Here is a 17,610-nt window from a genome sequence, read left to right as displayed (position 1 = left end):
TCACAGGCCATTCGGATGGACTTCTCGCGCGACGCGCGACCGGTCAACTCCCGCTCCGGCGCACGCCCTTGATGATGGTCCACACCTATTGACGCTATGGTCTAGTCCATTTAATGTCGGCGATCATCGCGTCGTCGACACCGGTTTGTCGACACCGAATGGTCGCCCCCGATCGACCCGGCGGCGGTGACGGAGGCCCTTGCCCCGCCGCCGGGTCTCCAACCCGGGCCGGGGCTCGACCCGTTCCCGCCTCCGAAAGAAGCCCCGCCCGCCCCTCGGGGGTTACCGCGACGGCGGTGCGAAGAGTTCGTCCTGGGCGCCGTCCCGGGCGGTCAACAGGGCGCCGCGCAGCACCGCGCCACCACCCAACGCGCTCGCCCGCACCTCCGTCGGCAGCGGCGACATCCGCACGAGCCGTCGTTCGACCCGCGCGGCGAGGACGTCCCCGCCGGCGCGGCCGACCTCGCCGCCCAGGACGACGCAGCCGGGGTCCAGTACGGCGATGACGGAGGCGGCACCGATGGCGAGACGGTCGGCGAGGGCGTCGAGGAAGCGGGAGGAGTCCGGGGCGTCGGGGGTTGCCACGGCCTGCCTCACCAGCGCCGCCGCGTGTGGTTCATGCGGAACCGGCTCCGCCGCGACGCCGTGGCGCGCCGCGAGCCCGGCGACGGCCGCCGCCCCCGCCAGCGAATGGAAGCCGCCCTCGCAGTCGGTCGCCGAGGGGAGGGTCGAAGTACCGGGCACGGGGAGGAAGCCGATTTCACCGGTGCCGCCGGAGGCGCCGCGCCGGAGCCGGCCGTCGAGGATCACCGCGGCGCCGGTGCCGTGCCCCAGCCACAGCAGCACGAACGTGTCGCGGTCGCGCGCCGCGCCGTCGCGCTGTTCGGCGAGGGCGGCGAGGTTCGTCTCGTTCTCGACCAGGACACGGGCGGGCAGGCGCTCCTGAAGGGCGGCCACCAGGCGGCGGTGCCACTCGGGCAGGCCGGAGGAGTCGCGGAGTTCACCGGTGGCGGGGTCGATCAGGCCGGGGGCGCCGATGCCGACCGTGTGCAGTCGCTCCGCCCCCGCCTCCTTCGCCGCACGCTCCACCAGCGTGACCGCCTGCTCCACGGCGGGCCCCGTGCCGGTGTCGTCCGCGATGGGCACCGACGCCCGGGCCAGCTCCGCGCCGAGGAGATCGGAGACGACGACGGAGACCCCCTCGGTACGCACGTCGAGGGCGGCGAGGTGGGCCCGGTCGGCGACGATCCCGTACAAGCGGGCGTTCGGGCCGCGCCGCTGCTCCCCGGACTCCCCCACCACGGAGATCAGCCCGGCCGCCGTGAGGCGCTCGACGAGGTCGGCGACCGTGGGCCGGGACAGTCCGGTGAGCTGCTTCAACTGCCCGGCCGTCAAAGGGCCTTCCTGCTGCAGCAGCCGCAGGGCGAGCCGGTCGTTGATGGCTCGGGCGGTGCTCGGTGATGCGGGCATGCGGGGATCCTTCCAGATCACGGGTTCCTTCCGGCTCACGGGCTCGACCCGGACCACGGGCTCGACCCGGCTCACGGGCTCGACCCGGACCACAGGCTCGTCCCAGACCACAGGCTCGTCCCAGACCACAGGCTCCTCCCGGATCAGTGGGGTGGCGTTACCCCCGGCCTTAATTCCGCTATTTATCAGGCAGGGTTCCTGATAGTTTACGACGGCAGTACGGGGAGGGACGTCCGGGAGGGGCAGGGGCACCATGGGTGAAGTGGTCTACGACATGCGCGGGTTGAAGCGGGCACGGTACGCCGTGGCGGCCGTGTTCGCTGTGCACGGCGCGGTGACGGGCTCGTTCGCGACCCGCGTGCCCTGGATCCAGGACCACGCCTCGGTGGGCGCGGGCCAGCTCGGCATCGCGCTCGCGTTCCCGGCGATCGGCGCGTCCGTCGCGATGCCGCTCGCGGGCCGGATCAGCCACACCTTCGGCGCCCGCACGGCACTGCGCGGCCTGATCTCGCTGTGGACACTGGCCCTGATCCTGCCGTCGCTCGCACCGAACCTGTACACGCTGTGCCTGGCGCTCTTCACCTACGGCGCCACGGCGGGCATGGCGGACGTCGCGATGAACGCCCTGGGCGTGGAGGTCGAGAACCGCCTCGACAAGTCGATCATGTCCGGGCTGCACGGCATGTGGAGCGCGGGCGCCCTGATCGGCTCGGCGGCCGGCACCCTCGCCGCGCACCTGGGCTCGGACGCTCGCCTGCACCACGCGCTGGCGGCGGCGGTGCTGACCGTCCTCGGCCTGGTGGCCTGCCAGTGGGTGCTGGACATCAAGCCGACCGAGGACGAGGAGCCCCCGCCGCGCTTCACCCTGCCGCCCAGGTCGGCGCTGCTGATCGGTGCGGTCGGGTTCTGCGCGGTGTTCGCGGAGGGCGCGAGCCTGGACTGGTCCGCGGTCTATCTGCGCGACCGGCTGGCCACCTCGGCGGGTCGCGCAGCGGCGTGCACCACGGGCTTCACGCTCACCATGGCCCTCGCGCGGATCGCGGGCGACAGGATCGTGGATCGCTTCGGCGCCGTGCGCACCGTACGCGTCGGCGGCCTCTGCGCGGCGCTCGGCGGGCTGCTCGTCGTGGTGGCCGGAAACCCGGCCGTGGCCATGGGCGGGTTCGCCCTGCTGGGTCTCGGCATCGCCGTCGTCGTCCCCCTCTGCTTCGCCGCGGCCGGACGCAGCGGCCCCAACCCCAGCCAGGCCATCGCGGGCGTCGCCACCATCACGTACACCTCGGGCCTGGTCGCGCCGGGCGCGATCGGCACGCTGGCGCAGGCGACGAGCCTGGTGGTGTCGTTCGGGCTGGTCACGGTGCTGGCCTGCGGGCTGGTCGCGTTCGCGGGCGTGCTGCGCGCGGGTGATCGCAACCGGCCGAAGGTCAGCCCCGCGAGCGCAGCAGTTCCCGACCCAAGGCCCTGAACCGGTCGCTCCACTGCGTCGGGCGCAGCGTCCCCGCGTCGAGCCGGACCAGGACCCTGGTGCCGTGCGCGTACGTCACCGAGCCGTCGGCCGAGCAGAAGCGGAAGCCGTACGTCAGTCCGGTGTTGCCGAGCCGCTCCAGCCAGAGGTGGACGGCGTACGCGCCCGGCCGGTTGATCGGGGCCTCGTAACTGATCCGGAGCTCCTTGACGGCGTTGCAGAAGTCGCCCGCCGCCTCCCAGTCGCCCTCGAATCCGAAGCCGCGCTCGTTCCACAGCGCCGTCCAGGCGCGCTCGACCATCACGGGGTAGCGGGCGTTGTGCAGCAGCCCGAGCGCGTCCAGGTCGTCGAAGTGGACGGTGACGGGTATCAGCCGCCCGTAGGCAGGGACGGGTGCGGCGGGTGGTGCTTCGGCGGTCACGGGCGGGGCTCCTGAAGGTGCCGGACAGGACGGTGGGGTCATCCCATCCTAAGCAGCCGCTCAGGAGCCCCTGTCGGTGCGGGGCTGGTCAGCCCGCTATGGAGTCCAACTGCTCCGCCGCCGGTCGCAGCGCCCACAGGTCACCGCCGGGCGGCGTTTCGAGCTTCGGCACGGCGGCCTTCGCGGCCCTGTCCCCCGCGTCGGCGGCCGCGTGCACGACGTCGCTCGCCGCGAACCGGTGGAACTCCAGCTCCGGGTGGGCCCACGGCTCGGCGCCCGTCGCGGCGGGCAGCAGATAGTCGACCGCCTTGAACAGGCTCTGGCCGTCCGGCCCTTGGTACGACCAGAGGTTCACGCCCACATGCCGGCCGATGGCGGCGAGGCGGGTGTACGCGACCAGGTCGAAGGTCGAGTAGTGCCAACTGCGGGTGCGGGCCAGCTCCTGGGGCTGACTGCCGTCGGCGGCGATCTGCGGATCGATGCGCAGGGCGCGCGCGTCGAGGACGGTCCGCCGGGCAAGGTCGTTGTCGCCGGTCGCGTACGCCAGGGCGGCGAGCTGCATGTCGTAGAAGGTGCCGTGGTTGTTCTTGGCGGCGCCCTCCTCCTTGCCGAAGGCGCTGTTCGCCAGCCAGTCGCGGAAGTCGGTGTTCCAGGCGCGCATCGCGGTGCGGTCGTTCTTGGACCAGCCCGGGGCGCCCGTCTCCAGGATCGCGAGGGCGTCCAGGACGCTCGTGTAGGACTGCGAGAAGTCGATGATGCCGATGGCCCGGCCGTCGTACTTGCAGGGGATGAACTGCCCGTGGTCCAGGTTCGGGTTCATCCGGGTGTCCGAGGCGAGGAACCAGGTGCGCAGGACAGTGGCGGCCTTCTCCGCGTACTGCTTCTTGCCCGTGTAGTACCAGGCCAGCGAGAGGTCGTAGCTCGAGTCGAAGACCTTCTCGACGTCCTGGCGGTCGGTGCCGGTGTCGACCTCGGGATTGCGCTGGCCGTCACGCTGGACGTAGGGGCAACCCCATGGATTGTCGGCGGTCTTGGGCTGCGAGGGCCACCAGTACGGAGCCTGGCTGAGGTAGTCGTGGACGTCGCCGCCGGGTGCGGGCTTCGGCTTGTCGACGACCGTCCAGGGGCCCTGGTCCAGCCAGTTGTCGGCGCGGGCCGTCAAGTTTTCGAGTGAGCGCTTGAGTTGGGGATCTCCGTGCTGCAGACGGGCTTTCGTCTCCTGCAGGCGCGCGCCGTCGAGCACCGCGGTCCGCGGGACCTTCGGCGCGGCATGTGCGGCGGCGGAGGGAACGACGGCGGCTGTGAGGGCGATCACTGCCGCCAGGACCACACCCAGTCGGGGTCTTGCACTCATCGAGCACTCCGATCAGAAATATGAACGCAGTTCATGAGTAGGACCGTGCGAGCGTAGGGCGGCTGGTTACCCCTGACAATGGTCCGGACAGATTCACGTACAGAGAAAGCGAAGCCACACCATGGACCTCGGCGTGCGCTGGACATTGCACGGCGACGGGCGCACGCCCGCACCCGGAGCGGTCGTCCGCCCCGATGAACGCCTCTCCTGGCCCCGCACGATCGGGCTCGGCGCCCAGCACGTGGTGGCCATGTTCGGGGCATCCTTCGTCGCGCCCGTCCTCATGGGCCTCGACCCGAACCTCGCGATCATGATGTCCGGCGTCGCCACGGTCATCTTCCTGCTCGCGACCCGCGGCCGTGTGCCCAGCTACCTGGGCTGCTCGCTCTCCTTCGTGGGCGTGGCGGCCGTGATCCGGGCCCAGGGCGGCACCAGCGCGACGGTGACGGGCGCGGTGTTCGTGGTCGGCATCGCCCTGTTCCTGGTGGGACTCGCCGTGCGGCGCTTCGGGGCACGGATCATCCATGCCACCATGCCGCCGATCGTGACCGGCGCGGTCGTCATGCTGATCGGTTTCAACCTGGCACCGGTGACCGCGTCCACGTACTGGCCGCAGGACCAGTGGACGGCACTGCTGGTGATGCTCTTCACCGGACTGGCCGTCGTCTGCCTGCGCGGTTTCTGGTCACGGATCGCGATCTTCCTCGGACTGGTCTTCGGGTACGGGATCTCCTGGGCCTTCGACCGGATCTTCGGCAAGATCCACTCGGTGGACGCGAGCGGCCAACTCACCGACCACTGGCGGCTCGATCTGTCGGGCGTGAGCAAGGCGGACTGGATCGGGCTGCCCAGTTTCCACGGGCCGTCCTTCCAGTGGTCGGCGATCCTCGTCGCACTGCCCGTCGTGATCGCGCTGGTCGCCGAGAACGCCGGTCACGTCAAGGCCGTCGGCGAGATGACCGGCACCCGGCTGGACGACAAGCTGGGCACCGCGATCTCCGCGGACGGCGTCGCCTCGATGCTCTCCACGGCGGTCGGCGGGCCGCCCAACACCACCTACTCCGAGAACATCGGCGTGATGGCCGCGACCCGCGTCTACTCCACGGCCGCCTACTGGGCCGCCGCGGGCTTCGCCCTCCTCTTCGGCATCTGCCCCAAGTTCGGCGCGGTCGTGGCCGCGATCCCGGGCGGCGTCCTCGGCGGCATCACCGTCATCCTGTACGGCATGATCGGCCTGCTCGGCGCCCAGATCTGGCTCAACGCCCGGGTCGACCTGCGCAACCCGCTGAACCTGGTGCCGGCCGCCGCGGGCATCATCATCGGCGTCGGCGGCGTCACGCTGAAGTTCACGGAGAACTTCTCGCTGAACGGCATCGCGCTGGGCACCCTCGTCGTGATCACCGGCTACCACGCGCTGCGGGCGATGGCTCCGGCCCACCTCAAGACGCAGGAGCCACTGCTGGACGAGGGCACCTCCTCGTACGACGAGGTCGAGGATCAGCGCGCCAGCTCATAGGCGTACTCCGCCGAGAAGGTCCCCGGCGTGCCCTTGCAGCCGTCCGACTCCCCCGGCAGCTTCACCCACAGATAGGCGTCGATCCTGGCCGCTCCGGTGTTCAGGGTCGGCGCCTCTCCGATCTTGCGGCCCGCCGGATCGCACCACTGCCCGTCGGCCGGCGCGCCGTTGCCGTTCCGGCTGGTGTCGATGACGGCGCCCAGGCTCGCCGGGCCGCCGAGAGCGGACAGCACCTGTCGGGCGTACGCGATCTCGTCGCTCGTACGGTGAAAATTGGACACGTTGGTGAAGATGCCGTCGGAAGAGGCGGGTGAGGCGGCGCCCGCCTGATCGAGCAGCGATGCCTGTTTGGCGGCGGGGTTCCAGTCGGAGTGGCCGGCGTCGTAATAGACCCGGGCCCTGGGGTTCGCGGCCTTGAAGACGCGGCCCGCGCGGGCCAACGAGGCGAAGCGGTCGGCCTGTTCGCCCTCGGTGAGGCAGTCGGACTGGGCGATCGAGTCGGGCTCCAGGACGACGATGACCTCACCGGAGCCGAGCCCCGCCGCGAAGCTGTCGATCCAGCCGTCGTACGCGGCGAGGTCGGGCGCCCCGCCCTCCGAGGCGCCGCCGCAGTCGCGTTGCGGGATGGCGTACGGCACGACGACCGGGACCCGGCCCTGCGCGGCGGCGGCCGACGTCACCGCCCTGACCCGCGCGGTGATGGTGGACGGCGTGAAGTCCGCGAACCAGACCGCGGCCGGGCGGTCGGCTATCCGGGACTCGATCACGTCGCGCCGGGCGTCACCGGGATGGGCCTTGACCCAGTCGAGGACCTGGGAGTCGGGATGACGGTAGAGCAGGGCGGGAGCGGCCACGGTCTCCTGCTTGCTCCGGCTCGCGGACGGCTTCGGGCTGGGCTTCGGGGACACGGACTTCGAGGGGGACGGCGAGGCCGACGTGGGCGGCGGCGTCGGCACGGCGGGCAGCGGACGGAGGCTGGGCGAGCGGGTCACCAGCGGTTTGGCGTCGTCGGAAGGGCGCCCGTCGTCGAGCGCGGACACCATCCCGGTCACCGTACCGACCGCGACCACGACCGAGGCCGCCGCGACCATGGCACCGCGCCTGGCGGCCCGCCTGCGCTCGGCCCTGCGCTCGGCCAGACGCTGGGCACGTAAGCCTGACACGTACTGCTCCCCCCTCCCGCCACGGGCGCGTTCCCCCGTTCTGGGGAAGCGTGCGGCACGGCGGCACTGCGGCCAGCCTAGGACTGGGACGCTGCCCCCATGGCGCAGTTGGCACAGTCGATTACCCCCGTGGACACGGTCGTCTCCCGTATGCGCGCCCTGGACGCGACCCTGCCCGAGCGGGACGGGGTCGCGGTCTTCAACCGCGTCTACCTCGCCGTCACCGAGGAGGTCGACCGGCACCTGGACGCCGGTGCGTTCCCCGACCCCGAGGCCGCGATCACGCTGGACGTGCGGTTCGCGGAGCGCTACCTGACGGTGGCCGAGGAGGGCCCGCCCGTCTCCCACCACCACCCTTTTGACGAAGGCCCTTCGGGCCGCCCCTCTCTTTTGCCCGCCTGCTGGCGGCCGCTGCTGCAGTTCCGCCGCCATCCCGGTGTACGTCCGCTGCAGTTCGCGCTGGCAGGCATCAACGCGCACATCGGGCACGATCTGGCGCTGGCCGTCGTGGACACCTGTCGTACGCTCGGCTGCGAACCGGCCGATCTGGAGGACGAGTTCGACCGCGTGGGCGATCTCCTCGTCTCGATGGAGGAACGCATCCGCGAAGATCTGATGCCGGGTCCCGACCTGCTCCAGATCGCTGATCCGCTCACCCATCTGCTCGGCTCGTGGAGCCTGGAGCGGGCACGCGACGCCACCTGGTCGGCGGCGCGGGCCCTGTGGGCGCTGCGCGGCCTGCCCGACCTGGCCGAGGAGTTCGGCGACCGCCTCGACGCGGCGGTGGGCTTCGCCGGCCGGATGCTGCTCACCCCGCTGCCGGACTGATCCAGCCACATCACCGCGTACAGAGCGGAACGTGACGTAACAAGCGATACGTTGCTGATCGATACGCCTGATGCAAAGGAGCACCAGCATGGCCACTCGGCTCGGCCTGAGTCTTCCGCAGACGCACCAGTACGACATCGGACGCGACGTGCCGGACGTGGCCCGCACGGCCGAGGAGATCGGCTACGAGAGCCTGTGGGTGTTCGAGCGTGCCCTGTTCCCGGAGCCCGCGACTCAAGGGCTGTACGACATGCCGGGAGTGCCCTGGCCCGACGCGTACCGCGGCCTGGCCGAACCGCTGGTGACACTGACCCTGGCCGTGTCGGCCACGCGGCGGGCCCGGCTCGGCACGAGTGTCCTGGTCGCCCCGCTGCACGGCCCGTTCCAGCTGGCCAGGACCCTCGGCACGCTGGACGCGGCGAGTGGCGGCCGGGTCGTGGCGGGCCTCGGCACCGGCTGGTCGCTCGACGAGTACGCGGCGGCGGGCGTGGCCCCGTTCGAGGAGCGCGGAAAGGTCCTGGACGAGGTCATCGACGTCTGCCACGCGGTGTGGGGCGCCGACCCGGTGCGCTACGAGGGCCGTCTGACGAAGATCGCGTCGGCCGTGGTCGCCCCCAAGCCCGCCCGGCCGATCCCGATCCTGCTGCCCGCCTTCACCAAGAAGTCGCTGTCCCGGCTGGTCGAGCGCGGCGACGGCTGGATGCCGGTGGCCATGGGGGCCGAGCAGCTCGCCACGCAGTGGCAGGGGGTACGGAACTTCGCGGCCGAGCGGGGACGCACGAAGCCGATCGAGTCGGTGGGCCGGGTGAACCTCCGGTACACGGCCAAGGCGTACGACGGCTCGGACCGCGCCCCCTTCCAGGGCAACATCGACCAGATCGTGACCGATCTCGCGGCCCACGCCGAGGTCGGCCTCGACGAGTTCTTCCTCGACTTCACCGACACCCCACGGGACGCCGAGGAACTCAAGGACCTGGCCGCCGAGGTGTACACGGCGGCGCGGGCGGCCGGAATCTGACGACCGCCCGCGGAACCCGATCCGGCCTCAGTCCTCGGGCAGCTCCACCGGCGCGATCTCGTCGTAGACGTCGCCGGGCCCGGGGTTGGACGGGTCGGTCGTCCCGCCCAGCTGGTGCATGACGCCCCAGACCGCGTTCAGCGCGGTCTGCACGGCGCCCTCGGCCCAGCCGGCCGTCCAGGAGATGTCGTCACCGGCGAGGAAGATGCCCCGCTTGTCCTCGGGCAGCACGTCCTGCATGAAGTGGGTGAACAGGCGGCGCTGGTAGCGGTAGTGGCCCGGCAGGTTGGCCTTGAACGCGCCCATGAAGTAGGGCTCGTTCTCCCAGGACACGGTCACCGGGTTGCCGATGATGTGCTTCCTGATGTCAACCTTCGGGTAGATCTCGCCGAGCGACTTCAGCATGACCTCCATCCGCTCGTTCGCGGACAGCGGCAGCCACTTGAGGCTGTCGTCGCACCACGTGTACGAGAGGCAGATGACGGCGGGCTTGTCCGGACCGTCGTCCAGGAGGTAGGTGCCTCGGGTCATCCGGTCGGTGAGCGTCATCGACATGACGTCACGGCCGGTCGGATTTCCCCTGTCGTCGACGGCCTTGTCCAGCCAGAACGGCCGGTCGACGGGCACGAAGAGTTTGCTCGACTCCATGTAGTGCGTGCGCTCGATCGCCGTCCAGTGGTCGATCGGGAAGAGCGAGTCGTCGCAGGCGATCTTGGAGAGCAGCATCCAGGACTGGGCGGTGAAGATCGCCGCCTTGAACGTACGGATGTCACCATCCGCGTCCGTCACGGTGATCCGGTTGCCCGCGGTGCGGTGCAGCCGGGTCACGGCCGGGCGCGGGGCGCCGTCGTGCAGTGTCGACAGCGAGGTGCCGAACGCCCAGTGGACGATCTTCTCCGGCTCGCGCTCCCACAGGCGCACGGGCAGCTGCTGGGAGCCGCCGACGATGCCGCGGTGGTGGTCGTCGGCCTCGGTGTAGACGACGCGCAGGATCTCCAGGATGGAGTTCGGGAAGTCGGTGTCCCAGCCGCCCGTGCCGAAGCCGACCTGGCCGAAGATCTCGCGGTGCCGGAAGGACTTGAAGGACTCGGACTCGCAGAGGAAGCCGTAGAAGGTCTGGTTGTCGAGCTTCTCGACGAGCTTGGCCCAGATCTCGCGGATGCGCGGCACGTCGCGCTCCCGCATGGCCTGGTTCATGTCGGAGAAGTCGGCGCCCTCTTCGAGGCAGGCGTTCCAGGCGTTCATCACGTCGCGGTAGACCTGCGGCAGGTCGTCGACGGTGGTCGCGTAGTGGGACTCGCCCTTGAGGTCGACGACCGTCGAGGGCGTCGACTCGGCCAGCGGGTTGGGGAACGGCCGGGTCTCCAGGCCCACCAGGTCGATGTAGTGCTGGAGGGCGGTGGAGGACGGCGGGAAGCGCATGGCGCCCATCTCGGCGGTGAGCGAGGGGTCGCATCCGTCGAAGCCGACCGTGCGCAGCCGGCCACCGATCTCGTCGGCCTCGTAGACGACGGGCTTGAGGCCCATCTTCATCAGCTCGTACGCGGCCACGATGCCGGACAGGCCGCCACCGATGACCGCGACCTCGGTGCCGTGCTCGGTCGCGGGTATCTGGCCGAGGCCCGCCGGATGCGCGAGGAAGTCGTCGTACGCGTAGGGGAAGTCCGGGCCGAACATGGTGATCGGCGGCTGCTGCACATCGGCGTGCTGGACGGCGTTGGGCACCGTGGACGTCATGGGGTACGGACTCCTTGCGCGAAAGCTGTTTGAGGGGAGAGGGCGGCCGGACTCAGATCAGCGACCCGTAGAGGCCGGGGCGGCGGTCCTTCAGATACGGGTTCGCCTCGCGTGAGGCCGCGAGGAAGCCGGGGTCGGCGTCGGCGAAGACCAGTTCCTCACCGCGGCCGGCCCGGGCGCGGGCGACCCCGTCGGGCCCCGCCAGCGTGGAGAGCCCGACGAACTCGAACTCCCCCTCCGGCCCGGTGCGGTTGACGTACGCGACGTACATCTGGTTCTCGAAGGCGCGCACCGGGACGACGGACTCGGCGACGAACTGGAACGGGTGCATCTGCGCGGTCGGCACGAGCAGGAGGTCGGTGCCGGCGAGGGCGTGCGCGCGGACGTTCTCCGGGAACTCGACGTCGTAGCAGATCATCAGGCCGACCCGCAGGCCGCCGAGCTCGGCCTGCACGACCGGTTGCTCGCCGGGCGTGAAGTGGTCGCGCTCGAAGCAGCCGAAGAGATGGGTCTTGCGGTAGTTCGCGAGACGGGTGCCGTCGGCGGAGATCAGCTGCGCGGAGTTGAACACCGACTCGCCGGAGCGCTCCGGGTAGCCGTAGGCGACGGCCACGCCGTGCCGGGTGGCGATCTCGGCGATCGCGTCCGCGGACTCGCCGTCGGCGGGCTCGGCGAGGCGGGCGATGTCGTCGCCGATCGCGTACCCGGTCAGGAACATCTCCGGCGCCACGAGCAGCCCCGCGCCGGCGCCGGCGGCACGGCCCGCGGCCTCGTCGAGCACCTTGAGGTTCTCGACGACCGAGCCGGGGCGGCCGGAGCTCTGGAGCAGGGCTGTGCGCATGCGTGTTCCTCACCGGTACGGAGGGTTTGGGGGGCCAGATAGACGGTACGGTCGGCGGGCTCGGCCGGACAAGAAGGACCCGTTGCGCGCCACTGAACGAATCGTTGCGTGCCCCGGGGGCCCGGCGGCGATTCGTTGCGCACCCTCGGACGGAGCCCGGATCCCCCTTGAGGCGCAGGTCACAGGCGTGGCCCCCGCCGGGCGGCGGAGGGACGGTGACGCCCTCGGCACGATGTGCCGGGCCGGCCGCGACGGAACAGTGATGGTGACCGTTTCACCAGCGCTTCACCGTCGGAAAGGACCGTCATGAGCCGCCTCAACCGTCGTACGAAGGTCATCGCGCTCAGCGCCGCCGTGCTTCTCTCCGCGGGGGCGGCCGGATCCGCCGCGGCGTCCGGCACGGGGCATCAGGCGTCCGGCACGGGGCATCAGGGGGAGCGGGAGGCCGCCGCGCTCACCGGAACCGCCAAGCTGTACCGGTCGGCGGGCGACGACATCACCTTCTCCTTCGACGCGCACCTCGCGGCCGAGGACAACGACAACCCGCTGAAGGCCACCGGCACCTTCGCCTGGAGTCACTACATCGACGGCGACGGGGCCTGGGCGAAGGCCAAGGTCGACTGTCTGCTCACTGGGGGCAAGGTGGCCATCGTCTCCGGCGTGATCACCGACTCCGACCTGCCCGGCGCGAAGGGCAGGCGGGTGGGCATCACGGTCCACGACCTCGGCCACCACGACCGGCTCGGCTACAGCTGGGCATCGGTCGGCAATCCGGTGGAGACCAAGGACCTGCCGAAGTGCGTGGGCTCGGCACCCTTCGAGAAGGTGAAGCAGGGCACGGGCGACTACACGGTCGTGCCCTGGCGGCCCGCGTTCTAGTGCCGGGCCCGGTTCTCACAGCTCGCGCAGCCGCTCCACGATCTCGCGCAGCAGCTCCGGATCGGCCGCCGGCCCGCCCGGCGCCGTCCGCCGCGGTGCGTCGACGCGCACCAGGCCGGCCTCGGCCAGGTCGCCGAGCAGCACGCGTACGACGGTCAGGGGCAGGTCGGCGTCCGCGGCCAGCTCGACGACCGGCCGGGGTCCGCGGCGCACCAGGTCGAGCAGGGCGGCACGGGCGTGGTCGACGCCCGGCTGCCCCTCGTTCGTCCGCACGGCCGTGACCTGCGACATCAGATCGATCGTGTGCCGGTCCGAGGGCCGGGTCCGGCCCCGCGTCACCGTGTAGGGCCGCACCATCGAGCCGGTCTCGTCCTCGTACCAGTGGTCGTCGGTCACGGCCGGATCAGGGACCCGCGGCGTCGGCGGTCGACCGTACAGTGGCGGCCATGTGGCGTCCGACGCGGCGGACGAGCAGCGCCATCTCGTGGGCGAGCTGTCCGACGTCCGTCTGCACCTCGCTCAGGACGGCCAGCCGACTGCCGTTCCCCGCCGGGGTGATGAAGAGGTAGGCGTCGTCGAGCATCACCATGGTCTGGCGCACCTCCCCCGCGTCGAAGCGCTCGCCGGCCGACCGGGCGAGGCTGTGGAAGCCGGAGCAGACGGCGGCGAGGTGCTCGATGTCCCTTCTGCGCATGCCGTCCGAGCAGCTCAGCGGCAGGCCGTCGGCGGTGAGGAGCACGGCCTGGCGGACGTGGTCGGTCCGGGACACGAGATCGTCGAGCAGCCAGCCGAGGTCCGCGCCGGGGCGGTCGGGAGTGGTGCCGGGCGCATCGGAGGTGGTGCCCGCAGGCTCGGAGAAGTGGGCGGGATGCTCGGGGGTCTGGTCAGGGCGCATCGTCGGCGGCCGTTCCTTCCTCGGTGTCGGTTCGCTGCGCGGGGCCGGGTTCCGTGGGCAGGCCCTTGCGGCCGCGGTCGAGGCCGCGCTGGAAGGCGCCGAAGACCGCGCGGATCTCGTCGGGCGTGACCTCGCGCTCCGCCGTCCCGTCGGGATCCGGAACCGCGGTGCGCAACTCGGGGGCGAGGGAGGTCTGACGGACGCGGGTGGGCAGGGCGGGCGACTCCGGTGCCGGACCGCTCTCCGGGGTACCGCCCAGGCTCGGGCCCAGGTCCTGCTCCCGCCCCTGCTCCTGCGCGCGCTGTTCCGGGAGGACGGCGGTTCCCCTCCGGGACGGCAGCGCCCTCAGCCGCGTGTCCGCCACCGCCTCCGGCCGTTCGGGTTCGACCGGTGCGAGGACCGCCTCCGGCAGCAGCACCACCGCCGTCGTACCGCCGTACGGCGACCGGCACAGCGTGACCTCGATGCCGTGCCGTGCGGCGAGCCGCCCCACCACGTACAGCCCGAGCCGGTCGTGCCGGGTCGGGTCGAAGTCGTCCGGCGTGGTGAGGGTGCGGTGGGCCTCGTCGATCTGCTCGGGCTCGAGGCCGAGGCCCCGGTCGTCGATCTCCAGGACGAAACCGCCCCCGGCCCTGCCGGTGCGCAGGGTGACGTGGGTGTGGGGCGGCGAGAACACGGTGGCGTTCTCGACGAGTTCGGCGATCAGATGGGCGACGTCGGCGACGGCGTCCGCCGCGACACCCACCTCCGGCATCGGCGGGATCACGACGCGCGCGTAGTCCTCGATCTCGCTCACCGCGGAGGACACCACGTGGGCGATGGGTACGGGCCGCCGCCATCTGCGGCCGGGCGCCGCGCCGGAGAGGATGATCAGGCTCTCCGCGTGGCGCCGCATACGGGTGGTGAGGTGGTCGATCCGGAACAGGTCCTCCAGGACGTCCGGGTCGTTGGTGCGCCGCTCCAGCGTGTCGACGAGTTTGAGCTGGCGGTGCACGAGCGCCTGATTGCGGCGGGCGATGTTGAGGAGCACGGCGAACAGCCCGCGGCGCAGCGTCGCCTGCTTGACGGCGGCCTCGACGGCCGCGAGGCGGGCGGTGTTGAAGGACCGGCCGACCTGGCCGATTTCGTCGGCACCCGCCGGCCCGTCAGCGAGGGGCGGCGCCTCGGCGGCGGCGTCCACGTCCTCGCCCGCACTCAACCGCCGCATCACGTCCGGCAGTTGGCGCGAGGTCAGGAGGTCGGCGGCGTCCCGCAGGGTTTCCAGGCGGCGCGAGATACGACGGGCGCCGCGCACGGCGAGCCACAGGGACAGCGCCACGGCGGCGAGGCCGAGCGCTCCGACGATCGCGGCCTTGGCCAACTCCCGGTAGGCGAACTCCCGTCCGCGATCGGCGGAGTTGACGGCCGAACGGGTGCACAGCTGCATGTAGCGCTTGACGGCCCGGTCGGTGGTGGTGCGCCAGGAGCCGGCCGCGACGGCCTCGCCCGCACGCTGCGCGCCCGCCCGCAGCAGCGCGTCCTCGCCGCGGGTCAACTGCCGGTGGATGTCCCCGCGCTGGAACTCCTCGAAGAGCCCGCGCGAGTCGGCGGGCAGGTCGGGCACATAGGTCCGCTCGAAGACCCGGCGGTCCTCGATCGTCGCGGTCAGCGTGTCGTACTGGCGGTCGGTGAGCGATCCGGCGGCCCGCGCTCCCGCGACGAGGGCGTCCTCGCGCGACACGAACTCCCGTACCCGCACCAACTCGATGACGACCTGGGCCTCGCGCGCGAGCTGTCCGGCCTGGAGCGCGGTGAGCGCGGACTGGACGTCGAAGCCCGGTTCCACGAGGGCGCCGTACTCGCTGACGGCCCGGTCCCAGGAGATGTCGCGGGACAGCACGCGCTCCCGCAGCCCTTCCAGTCCGTCGACGGAATCGAGCATGGCGTCGAGCACCTGTCGCTGCCGGTCGGAGAGCCTGCCTCGGTCCCCCTCCCCGATCGCCTCCCGCATGGCGGTCACGGCACGGTCGGTGCGGCGCTGCTGCTCCATCAGGTCGAGGGCCGCCGCTGTACCGTGGTTCGCCCCCAAGTACGCGGCCGCGAGCCGCCGTTCGATCTGGATCTGGCCGACCGCCGTGTCGACCGGTGTGCCGAAGTCGTCGTACACCCCCTGGACCCGGACGAGCGCACGCAGTTCGCCGGTGACGGAGACCATGGCGAAGCTCCACAGCGCCATGAGGGCGATCACCGGAGCGAGCGCGAGCGCCACGATGCGCGTACGGACCGTGGCGGGACGGCCGAAGGGCCAGCGCATGGTCTCCCCAGGACAGCAGGACGGTCGGGTGGCCGGGCGACGTGTGGTTACCCATCGGTGTTACCCGCTGGTAGCGAGCGCGGATCAACCTACGGGATGGCGCACCCGGACCGCAATGGATTCCTGCACTGCCTCTCTGTTCAACACGCGGGGAGTGCTCGGTTCGATCGACGCGCGGTGCGCGCCCGGTCAGTCGGCCCGGGGCACGTCAAAGGTGGTGACAACCGCGGCGTGGTCCGACGGCCAGTGGTTGCCGGCGACGTCGGGCCAGGGACGCGGGGTGCCGCTGACGAACGTGCGCGAGTCGCGCACCCGCAGCCCGCGATGCAGGACGAAGTCGATCCGGTCCTGCGGCTCGGGCCGCCCGCTGCCGTCCTCGTGCTCCCCATGGATCGGCGACCAGGTGTGCCCCGGATCCCGTACGGGGTCGGGGTGGGCCTCGCGGTAGGAGTCGCGCAGGCCCGCCTCCTCGGCGGCCTTGGTCACGGGCCACTCGACGTCCGGCCGGTCCAGGTGCGAGGGCGCGTTGAAATCACCGACCAGCACCACGGGGGTGGCGTCGGTGGCGGACTCGGCGATCCCTCGGAGGATCTCCCGCATCTGCTCCAGCCGTACGGCTTCGTGGGCGATGAGCTCGTTGGCCGGGAGCCGGTCGAAGGCGGCTTCGTACGGCCCGTACGGCGTGTAGTCGAGGTGGGCGGTCCAGACGTCGACCTCCTGCCCGCCGTCCAGCCGGATCCGGACGCCGGTCCCCCCGTAGAAACCGACGTCCGGATCGCCGAGGCGAGCGGTGATCGGGTAGCGGCTGATGACGCCGAGGTTCTCGCCCGCCCGGTGGTGGTGCCAGCGGAGGGCCTCGGCGAGTTCCTCCGCCGCGTTCCCGTACGTCTCCTGGAGGCCGACCACGTCCGCGCCCGTCTCCGCGATGGCCTTGAGCTGCTTCTCGCGGTGGTCGTCGACCTTGGTGCCGCCGTACCAGAGGTTCCAGCTCATCACCCGCAGCTCACGCGGCGCGACCATGGCGCGCAACCGTGCCGGGGTGACCTCCTCCAGGCTGGCCAGGACGGTGCGCCCGGCCGCGGGGGCGATCGGCGCGAGGGAGGGCACCGCGAGCACGGCGCAGCCCGCCGCCTCGGCGGAGGTGACGCCCGTCTGGGTGTCCTCGACGGCGACGCACGCGGCGGGCTCGACCCCGAGGGCGCGGCAGGCGGCGAGGTACGGGTCGGGGGCGGGCTTGGTGCGCTCGGTGTCGTCGGCGGTGACGGAGACGGCGAAGTGTCCGGCGCCGAGGGCCTCGAGCACGGTGTCGGCCACCGCGCGCGGTGAGGCGGTGACGAGGGCGGTGGGGACGCCCTCGTGCACCAGTTCCTGGAGGAGTCGCAGCGCTCCCGGCCGGGGCACGATGCCGGTGCGGACGCGGTCCGCGAACTCCCTGTGCAGCTCGGCGGCGATCTCCTCGGCCGGAGCGTCCGTGATCCCGCCCAGCCAGGCCGCGGTGTATTCGACGGGCCGACCGAGCACCTCGGCCTGGTCGGCGCCCGTCAGCGGACGCCCGAGCCCGTCGGCCACCTGCTCCACCGCCTCCCACCACAGTCGCTCGGTGTCCACGAGCGTGCCGTCCATGTCGAACAGGACGGCCTGGAGGGTGAGTCGGGAGGTGGTGCGGTGGGTCACGGCGCTCTCTTTCGTCGGTGGGGGGTGTCGGTGGCCGGGCTTCGACGGGCGAAACC

15 protein-coding genes are annotated in these 17,610 nt (G+C 71.7%); 5 read left to right on the top strand and 10 right to left on the bottom strand.

Features of this window, described 5'->3' with window-relative positions:
• Positions 1-282: 282 nt before the first annotated feature.
• On the bottom strand, positions 283-1,470 hold the full coding sequence (locus IEY95_RS23520; RefSeq protein WP_189188075.1) for an ROK family transcriptional regulator: 1,188 nt from the start codon (positions 1,468-1,470) through the stop codon (positions 283-285).
• Positions 1,471-1,723: 253 nt separating this feature from the next.
• On the opposite strand from IEY95_RS23520, the gene IEY95_RS23515 reads away from it, so the two are divergent.
• The gene (locus tag IEY95_RS23515) at positions 1,724-2,935 is read left to right on the top strand and encodes an MFS transporter (RefSeq protein ID WP_189188074.1); all 1,212 of its coding nucleotides are present in this window, start codon (positions 1,724-1,726) and stop codon (positions 2,933-2,935) included.
• Here the strand turns inward: IEY95_RS23515 and IEY95_RS23510 are convergent.
• Together IEY95_RS23510 and IEY95_RS23505 are read right to left on the bottom strand one after the other, a co-directional pair.
• A complete protein-coding gene (locus IEY95_RS23510; RefSeq protein WP_189188073.1) occupies positions 2,895-3,356 on the bottom strand; it encodes an acyl-CoA thioesterase in 462 nt (153 codons plus the stop codon). The genes IEY95_RS23515 and IEY95_RS23510 overlap by 41 nt on opposite strands.
• A gap of 88 nt (positions 3,357-3,444) precedes the next feature.
• The gene (locus IEY95_RS23505; RefSeq protein ID WP_189188072.1) at positions 3,445-4,710 is read right to left on the bottom strand and encodes an alginate lyase family protein; all 1,266 of its coding nucleotides are present in this window, start codon (positions 4,708-4,710) and stop codon (positions 3,445-3,447) included.
• A 121-nt stretch (positions 4,711-4,831) separates the two neighbouring features.
• On the opposite strand from IEY95_RS23505, the gene IEY95_RS23500 reads away from it, so the two are divergent.
• Positions 4,832-6,226, top strand: a complete 1,395-nt coding sequence (locus IEY95_RS23500) for a uracil-xanthine permease family protein (RefSeq protein WP_189188071.1) — start codon at positions 4,832-4,834, stop codon at positions 6,224-6,226.
• Here the strand turns inward: IEY95_RS23500 and IEY95_RS23495 are convergent.
• Positions 6,208-7,317, bottom strand: coding sequence for a glycoside hydrolase family 6 protein (locus IEY95_RS23495; protein WP_189188154.1), 1,110 nt, complete (start codon positions 7,315-7,317; stop codon positions 6,208-6,210). The two genes, IEY95_RS23500 and IEY95_RS23495, sit on opposite strands and share 19 nt — an antisense overlap.
• Before the next feature lie 171 nt (positions 7,318-7,488).
• Between IEY95_RS23495 and IEY95_RS23490 the strand changes: the two genes are divergently transcribed.
• Together IEY95_RS23490 and IEY95_RS23485 are read left to right on the top strand one after the other, a co-directional pair.
• Positions 7,489-8,217, top strand: coding sequence for a DUF5995 family protein (locus tag IEY95_RS23490; RefSeq protein ID WP_189188070.1), 729 nt, complete (start codon positions 7,489-7,491; stop codon positions 8,215-8,217).
• Between the two features lie 88 nt (positions 8,218-8,305).
• Positions 8,306-9,235 (top strand): LLM class F420-dependent oxidoreductase, encoded by a 930-nt coding sequence (locus tag IEY95_RS23485; RefSeq protein WP_189188069.1) that lies wholly within the window; start codon positions 8,306-8,308, stop codon positions 9,233-9,235.
• 27 nt (positions 9,236-9,262) lie between these two features.
• Here the strand turns inward: IEY95_RS23485 and IEY95_RS23480 are convergent, their stop codons facing one another.
• Both IEY95_RS23480 and IEY95_RS23475 read right to left on the bottom strand, forming a co-directional pair.
• A complete protein-coding gene (locus IEY95_RS23480) occupies positions 9,263-10,972 on the bottom strand; it encodes a flavin monoamine oxidase family protein (protein WP_189188068.1) in 1,710 nt (569 codons plus the stop codon).
• A gap of 52 nt (positions 10,973-11,024) precedes the next feature.
• Positions 11,025-11,813 (bottom strand): carbon-nitrogen hydrolase family protein, encoded by a 789-nt coding sequence (locus IEY95_RS23475; protein WP_189188067.1) that lies wholly within the window; start codon positions 11,811-11,813, stop codon positions 11,025-11,027.
• A 306-nt stretch (positions 11,814-12,119) separates the two neighbouring features.
• Between IEY95_RS23475 and IEY95_RS23470 the strand changes: the two genes are divergently transcribed.
• Positions 12,120-12,692, top strand: coding sequence for a Repetin (locus tag IEY95_RS23470; RefSeq protein WP_189188066.1), 573 nt, complete (start codon positions 12,120-12,122; stop codon positions 12,690-12,692).
• Positions 12,693-12,707: 15 nt separating this feature from the next.
• Here IEY95_RS23470 and IEY95_RS23465 read toward each other — a convergent pair whose 3' ends face one another.
• From IEY95_RS23465 to IEY95_RS23450, 4 genes are all read right to left on the bottom strand, one after another.
• Positions 12,708-13,088, bottom strand: coding sequence for a DUF742 domain-containing protein (locus IEY95_RS23465; RefSeq protein WP_229703254.1), 381 nt, complete (start codon positions 13,086-13,088; stop codon positions 12,708-12,710).
• A gap of 7 nt (positions 13,089-13,095) precedes the next feature.
• Positions 13,096-13,587 (bottom strand): roadblock/LC7 domain-containing protein, encoded by a 492-nt coding sequence (locus IEY95_RS23460; protein WP_189188065.1) that lies wholly within the window; start codon positions 13,585-13,587, stop codon positions 13,096-13,098.
• A complete protein-coding gene (locus tag IEY95_RS23455; RefSeq protein ID WP_189188064.1) occupies positions 13,577-15,880 on the bottom strand; it encodes a sensor histidine kinase in 2,304 nt (767 codons plus the stop codon). Before IEY95_RS23455 ends, IEY95_RS23460 begins: the two co-directional genes overlap by 11 nt.
• Before the next feature lie 189 nt (positions 15,881-16,069).
• Positions 16,070-17,554, bottom strand: coding sequence for an HAD-IA family hydrolase (locus IEY95_RS23450; RefSeq protein ID WP_268240496.1), 1,485 nt, complete (start codon positions 17,552-17,554; stop codon positions 16,070-16,072).
• Between the last annotated feature and the right edge of the window lie 56 nt (positions 17,555-17,610).

Origin of the sequence: Streptomyces albiflavescens (assembly GCF_014645835.1) — a bacterium.
GTDB classification, from domain to species: domain Bacteria; phylum Actinomycetota; class Actinomycetes; order Streptomycetales; family Streptomycetaceae; genus Streptomyces; species Streptomyces albiflavescens.
Note: the sequence above shows the minus strand (reverse complement) of the source record. Positions and strands in the feature narration are given on the sequence as shown.

What these genes read in the sequence shown, in the direction of transcription:
- IEY95_RS23490 (WP_189188070.1), top strand. Translation starts at nt 7,489, where the DNA reads ATGGCGCAGTTGGCACAGTCGATTACCCCCGTGGACACGGTCGTCTCC.
- IEY95_RS23515 (WP_189188074.1), top strand. Translation starts at nt 1,724, where the DNA reads ATGGGTGAAGTGGTCTACGACATGCGCGGGTTGAAGCGGGCACGGTAC.
- IEY95_RS23505 (WP_189188072.1), bottom strand. Translation starts at nt 4,710, where the DNA reads ATGAGTGCAAGACCCCGACTGGGTGTGGTCCTGGCGGCAGTGATCGCC.
- IEY95_RS23475 (WP_189188067.1), bottom strand. Translation starts at nt 11,813, where the DNA reads ATGCGCACAGCCCTGCTCCAGAGCTCCGGCCGCCCCGGCTCGGTCGTC.
- IEY95_RS23500 (WP_189188071.1), top strand. Translation starts at nt 4,832, where the DNA reads ATGGACCTCGGCGTGCGCTGGACATTGCACGGCGACGGGCGCACGCCC.
- IEY95_RS23455 (WP_189188064.1), bottom strand. Translation starts at nt 15,880, where the DNA reads ATGCGCTGGCCCTTCGGCCGTCCCGCCACGGTCCGTACGCGCATCGTG.
- IEY95_RS23480 (WP_189188068.1), bottom strand. Translation starts at nt 10,972, where the DNA reads ATGACGTCCACGGTGCCCAACGCCGTCCAGCACGCCGATGTGCAGCAG.
- IEY95_RS23460 (WP_189188065.1), bottom strand. Translation starts at nt 13,587, where the DNA reads ATGCGCCCTGACCAGACCCCCGAGCATCCCGCCCACTTCTCCGAGCCT.
- IEY95_RS23495 (WP_189188154.1), bottom strand. Translation starts at nt 7,317, where the DNA reads ATGGTCGCGGCGGCCTCGGTCGTGGTCGCGGTCGGTACGGTGACCGGG.
- IEY95_RS23485 (WP_189188069.1), top strand. Translation starts at nt 8,306, where the DNA reads ATGGCCACTCGGCTCGGCCTGAGTCTTCCGCAGACGCACCAGTACGAC.
- IEY95_RS23470 (WP_189188066.1), top strand. Translation starts at nt 12,120, where the DNA reads ATGAGCCGCCTCAACCGTCGTACGAAGGTCATCGCGCTCAGCGCCGCC.
- IEY95_RS23520 (WP_189188075.1), bottom strand. Translation starts at nt 1,470, where the DNA reads ATGCCCGCATCACCGAGCACCGCCCGAGCCATCAACGACCGGCTCGCC.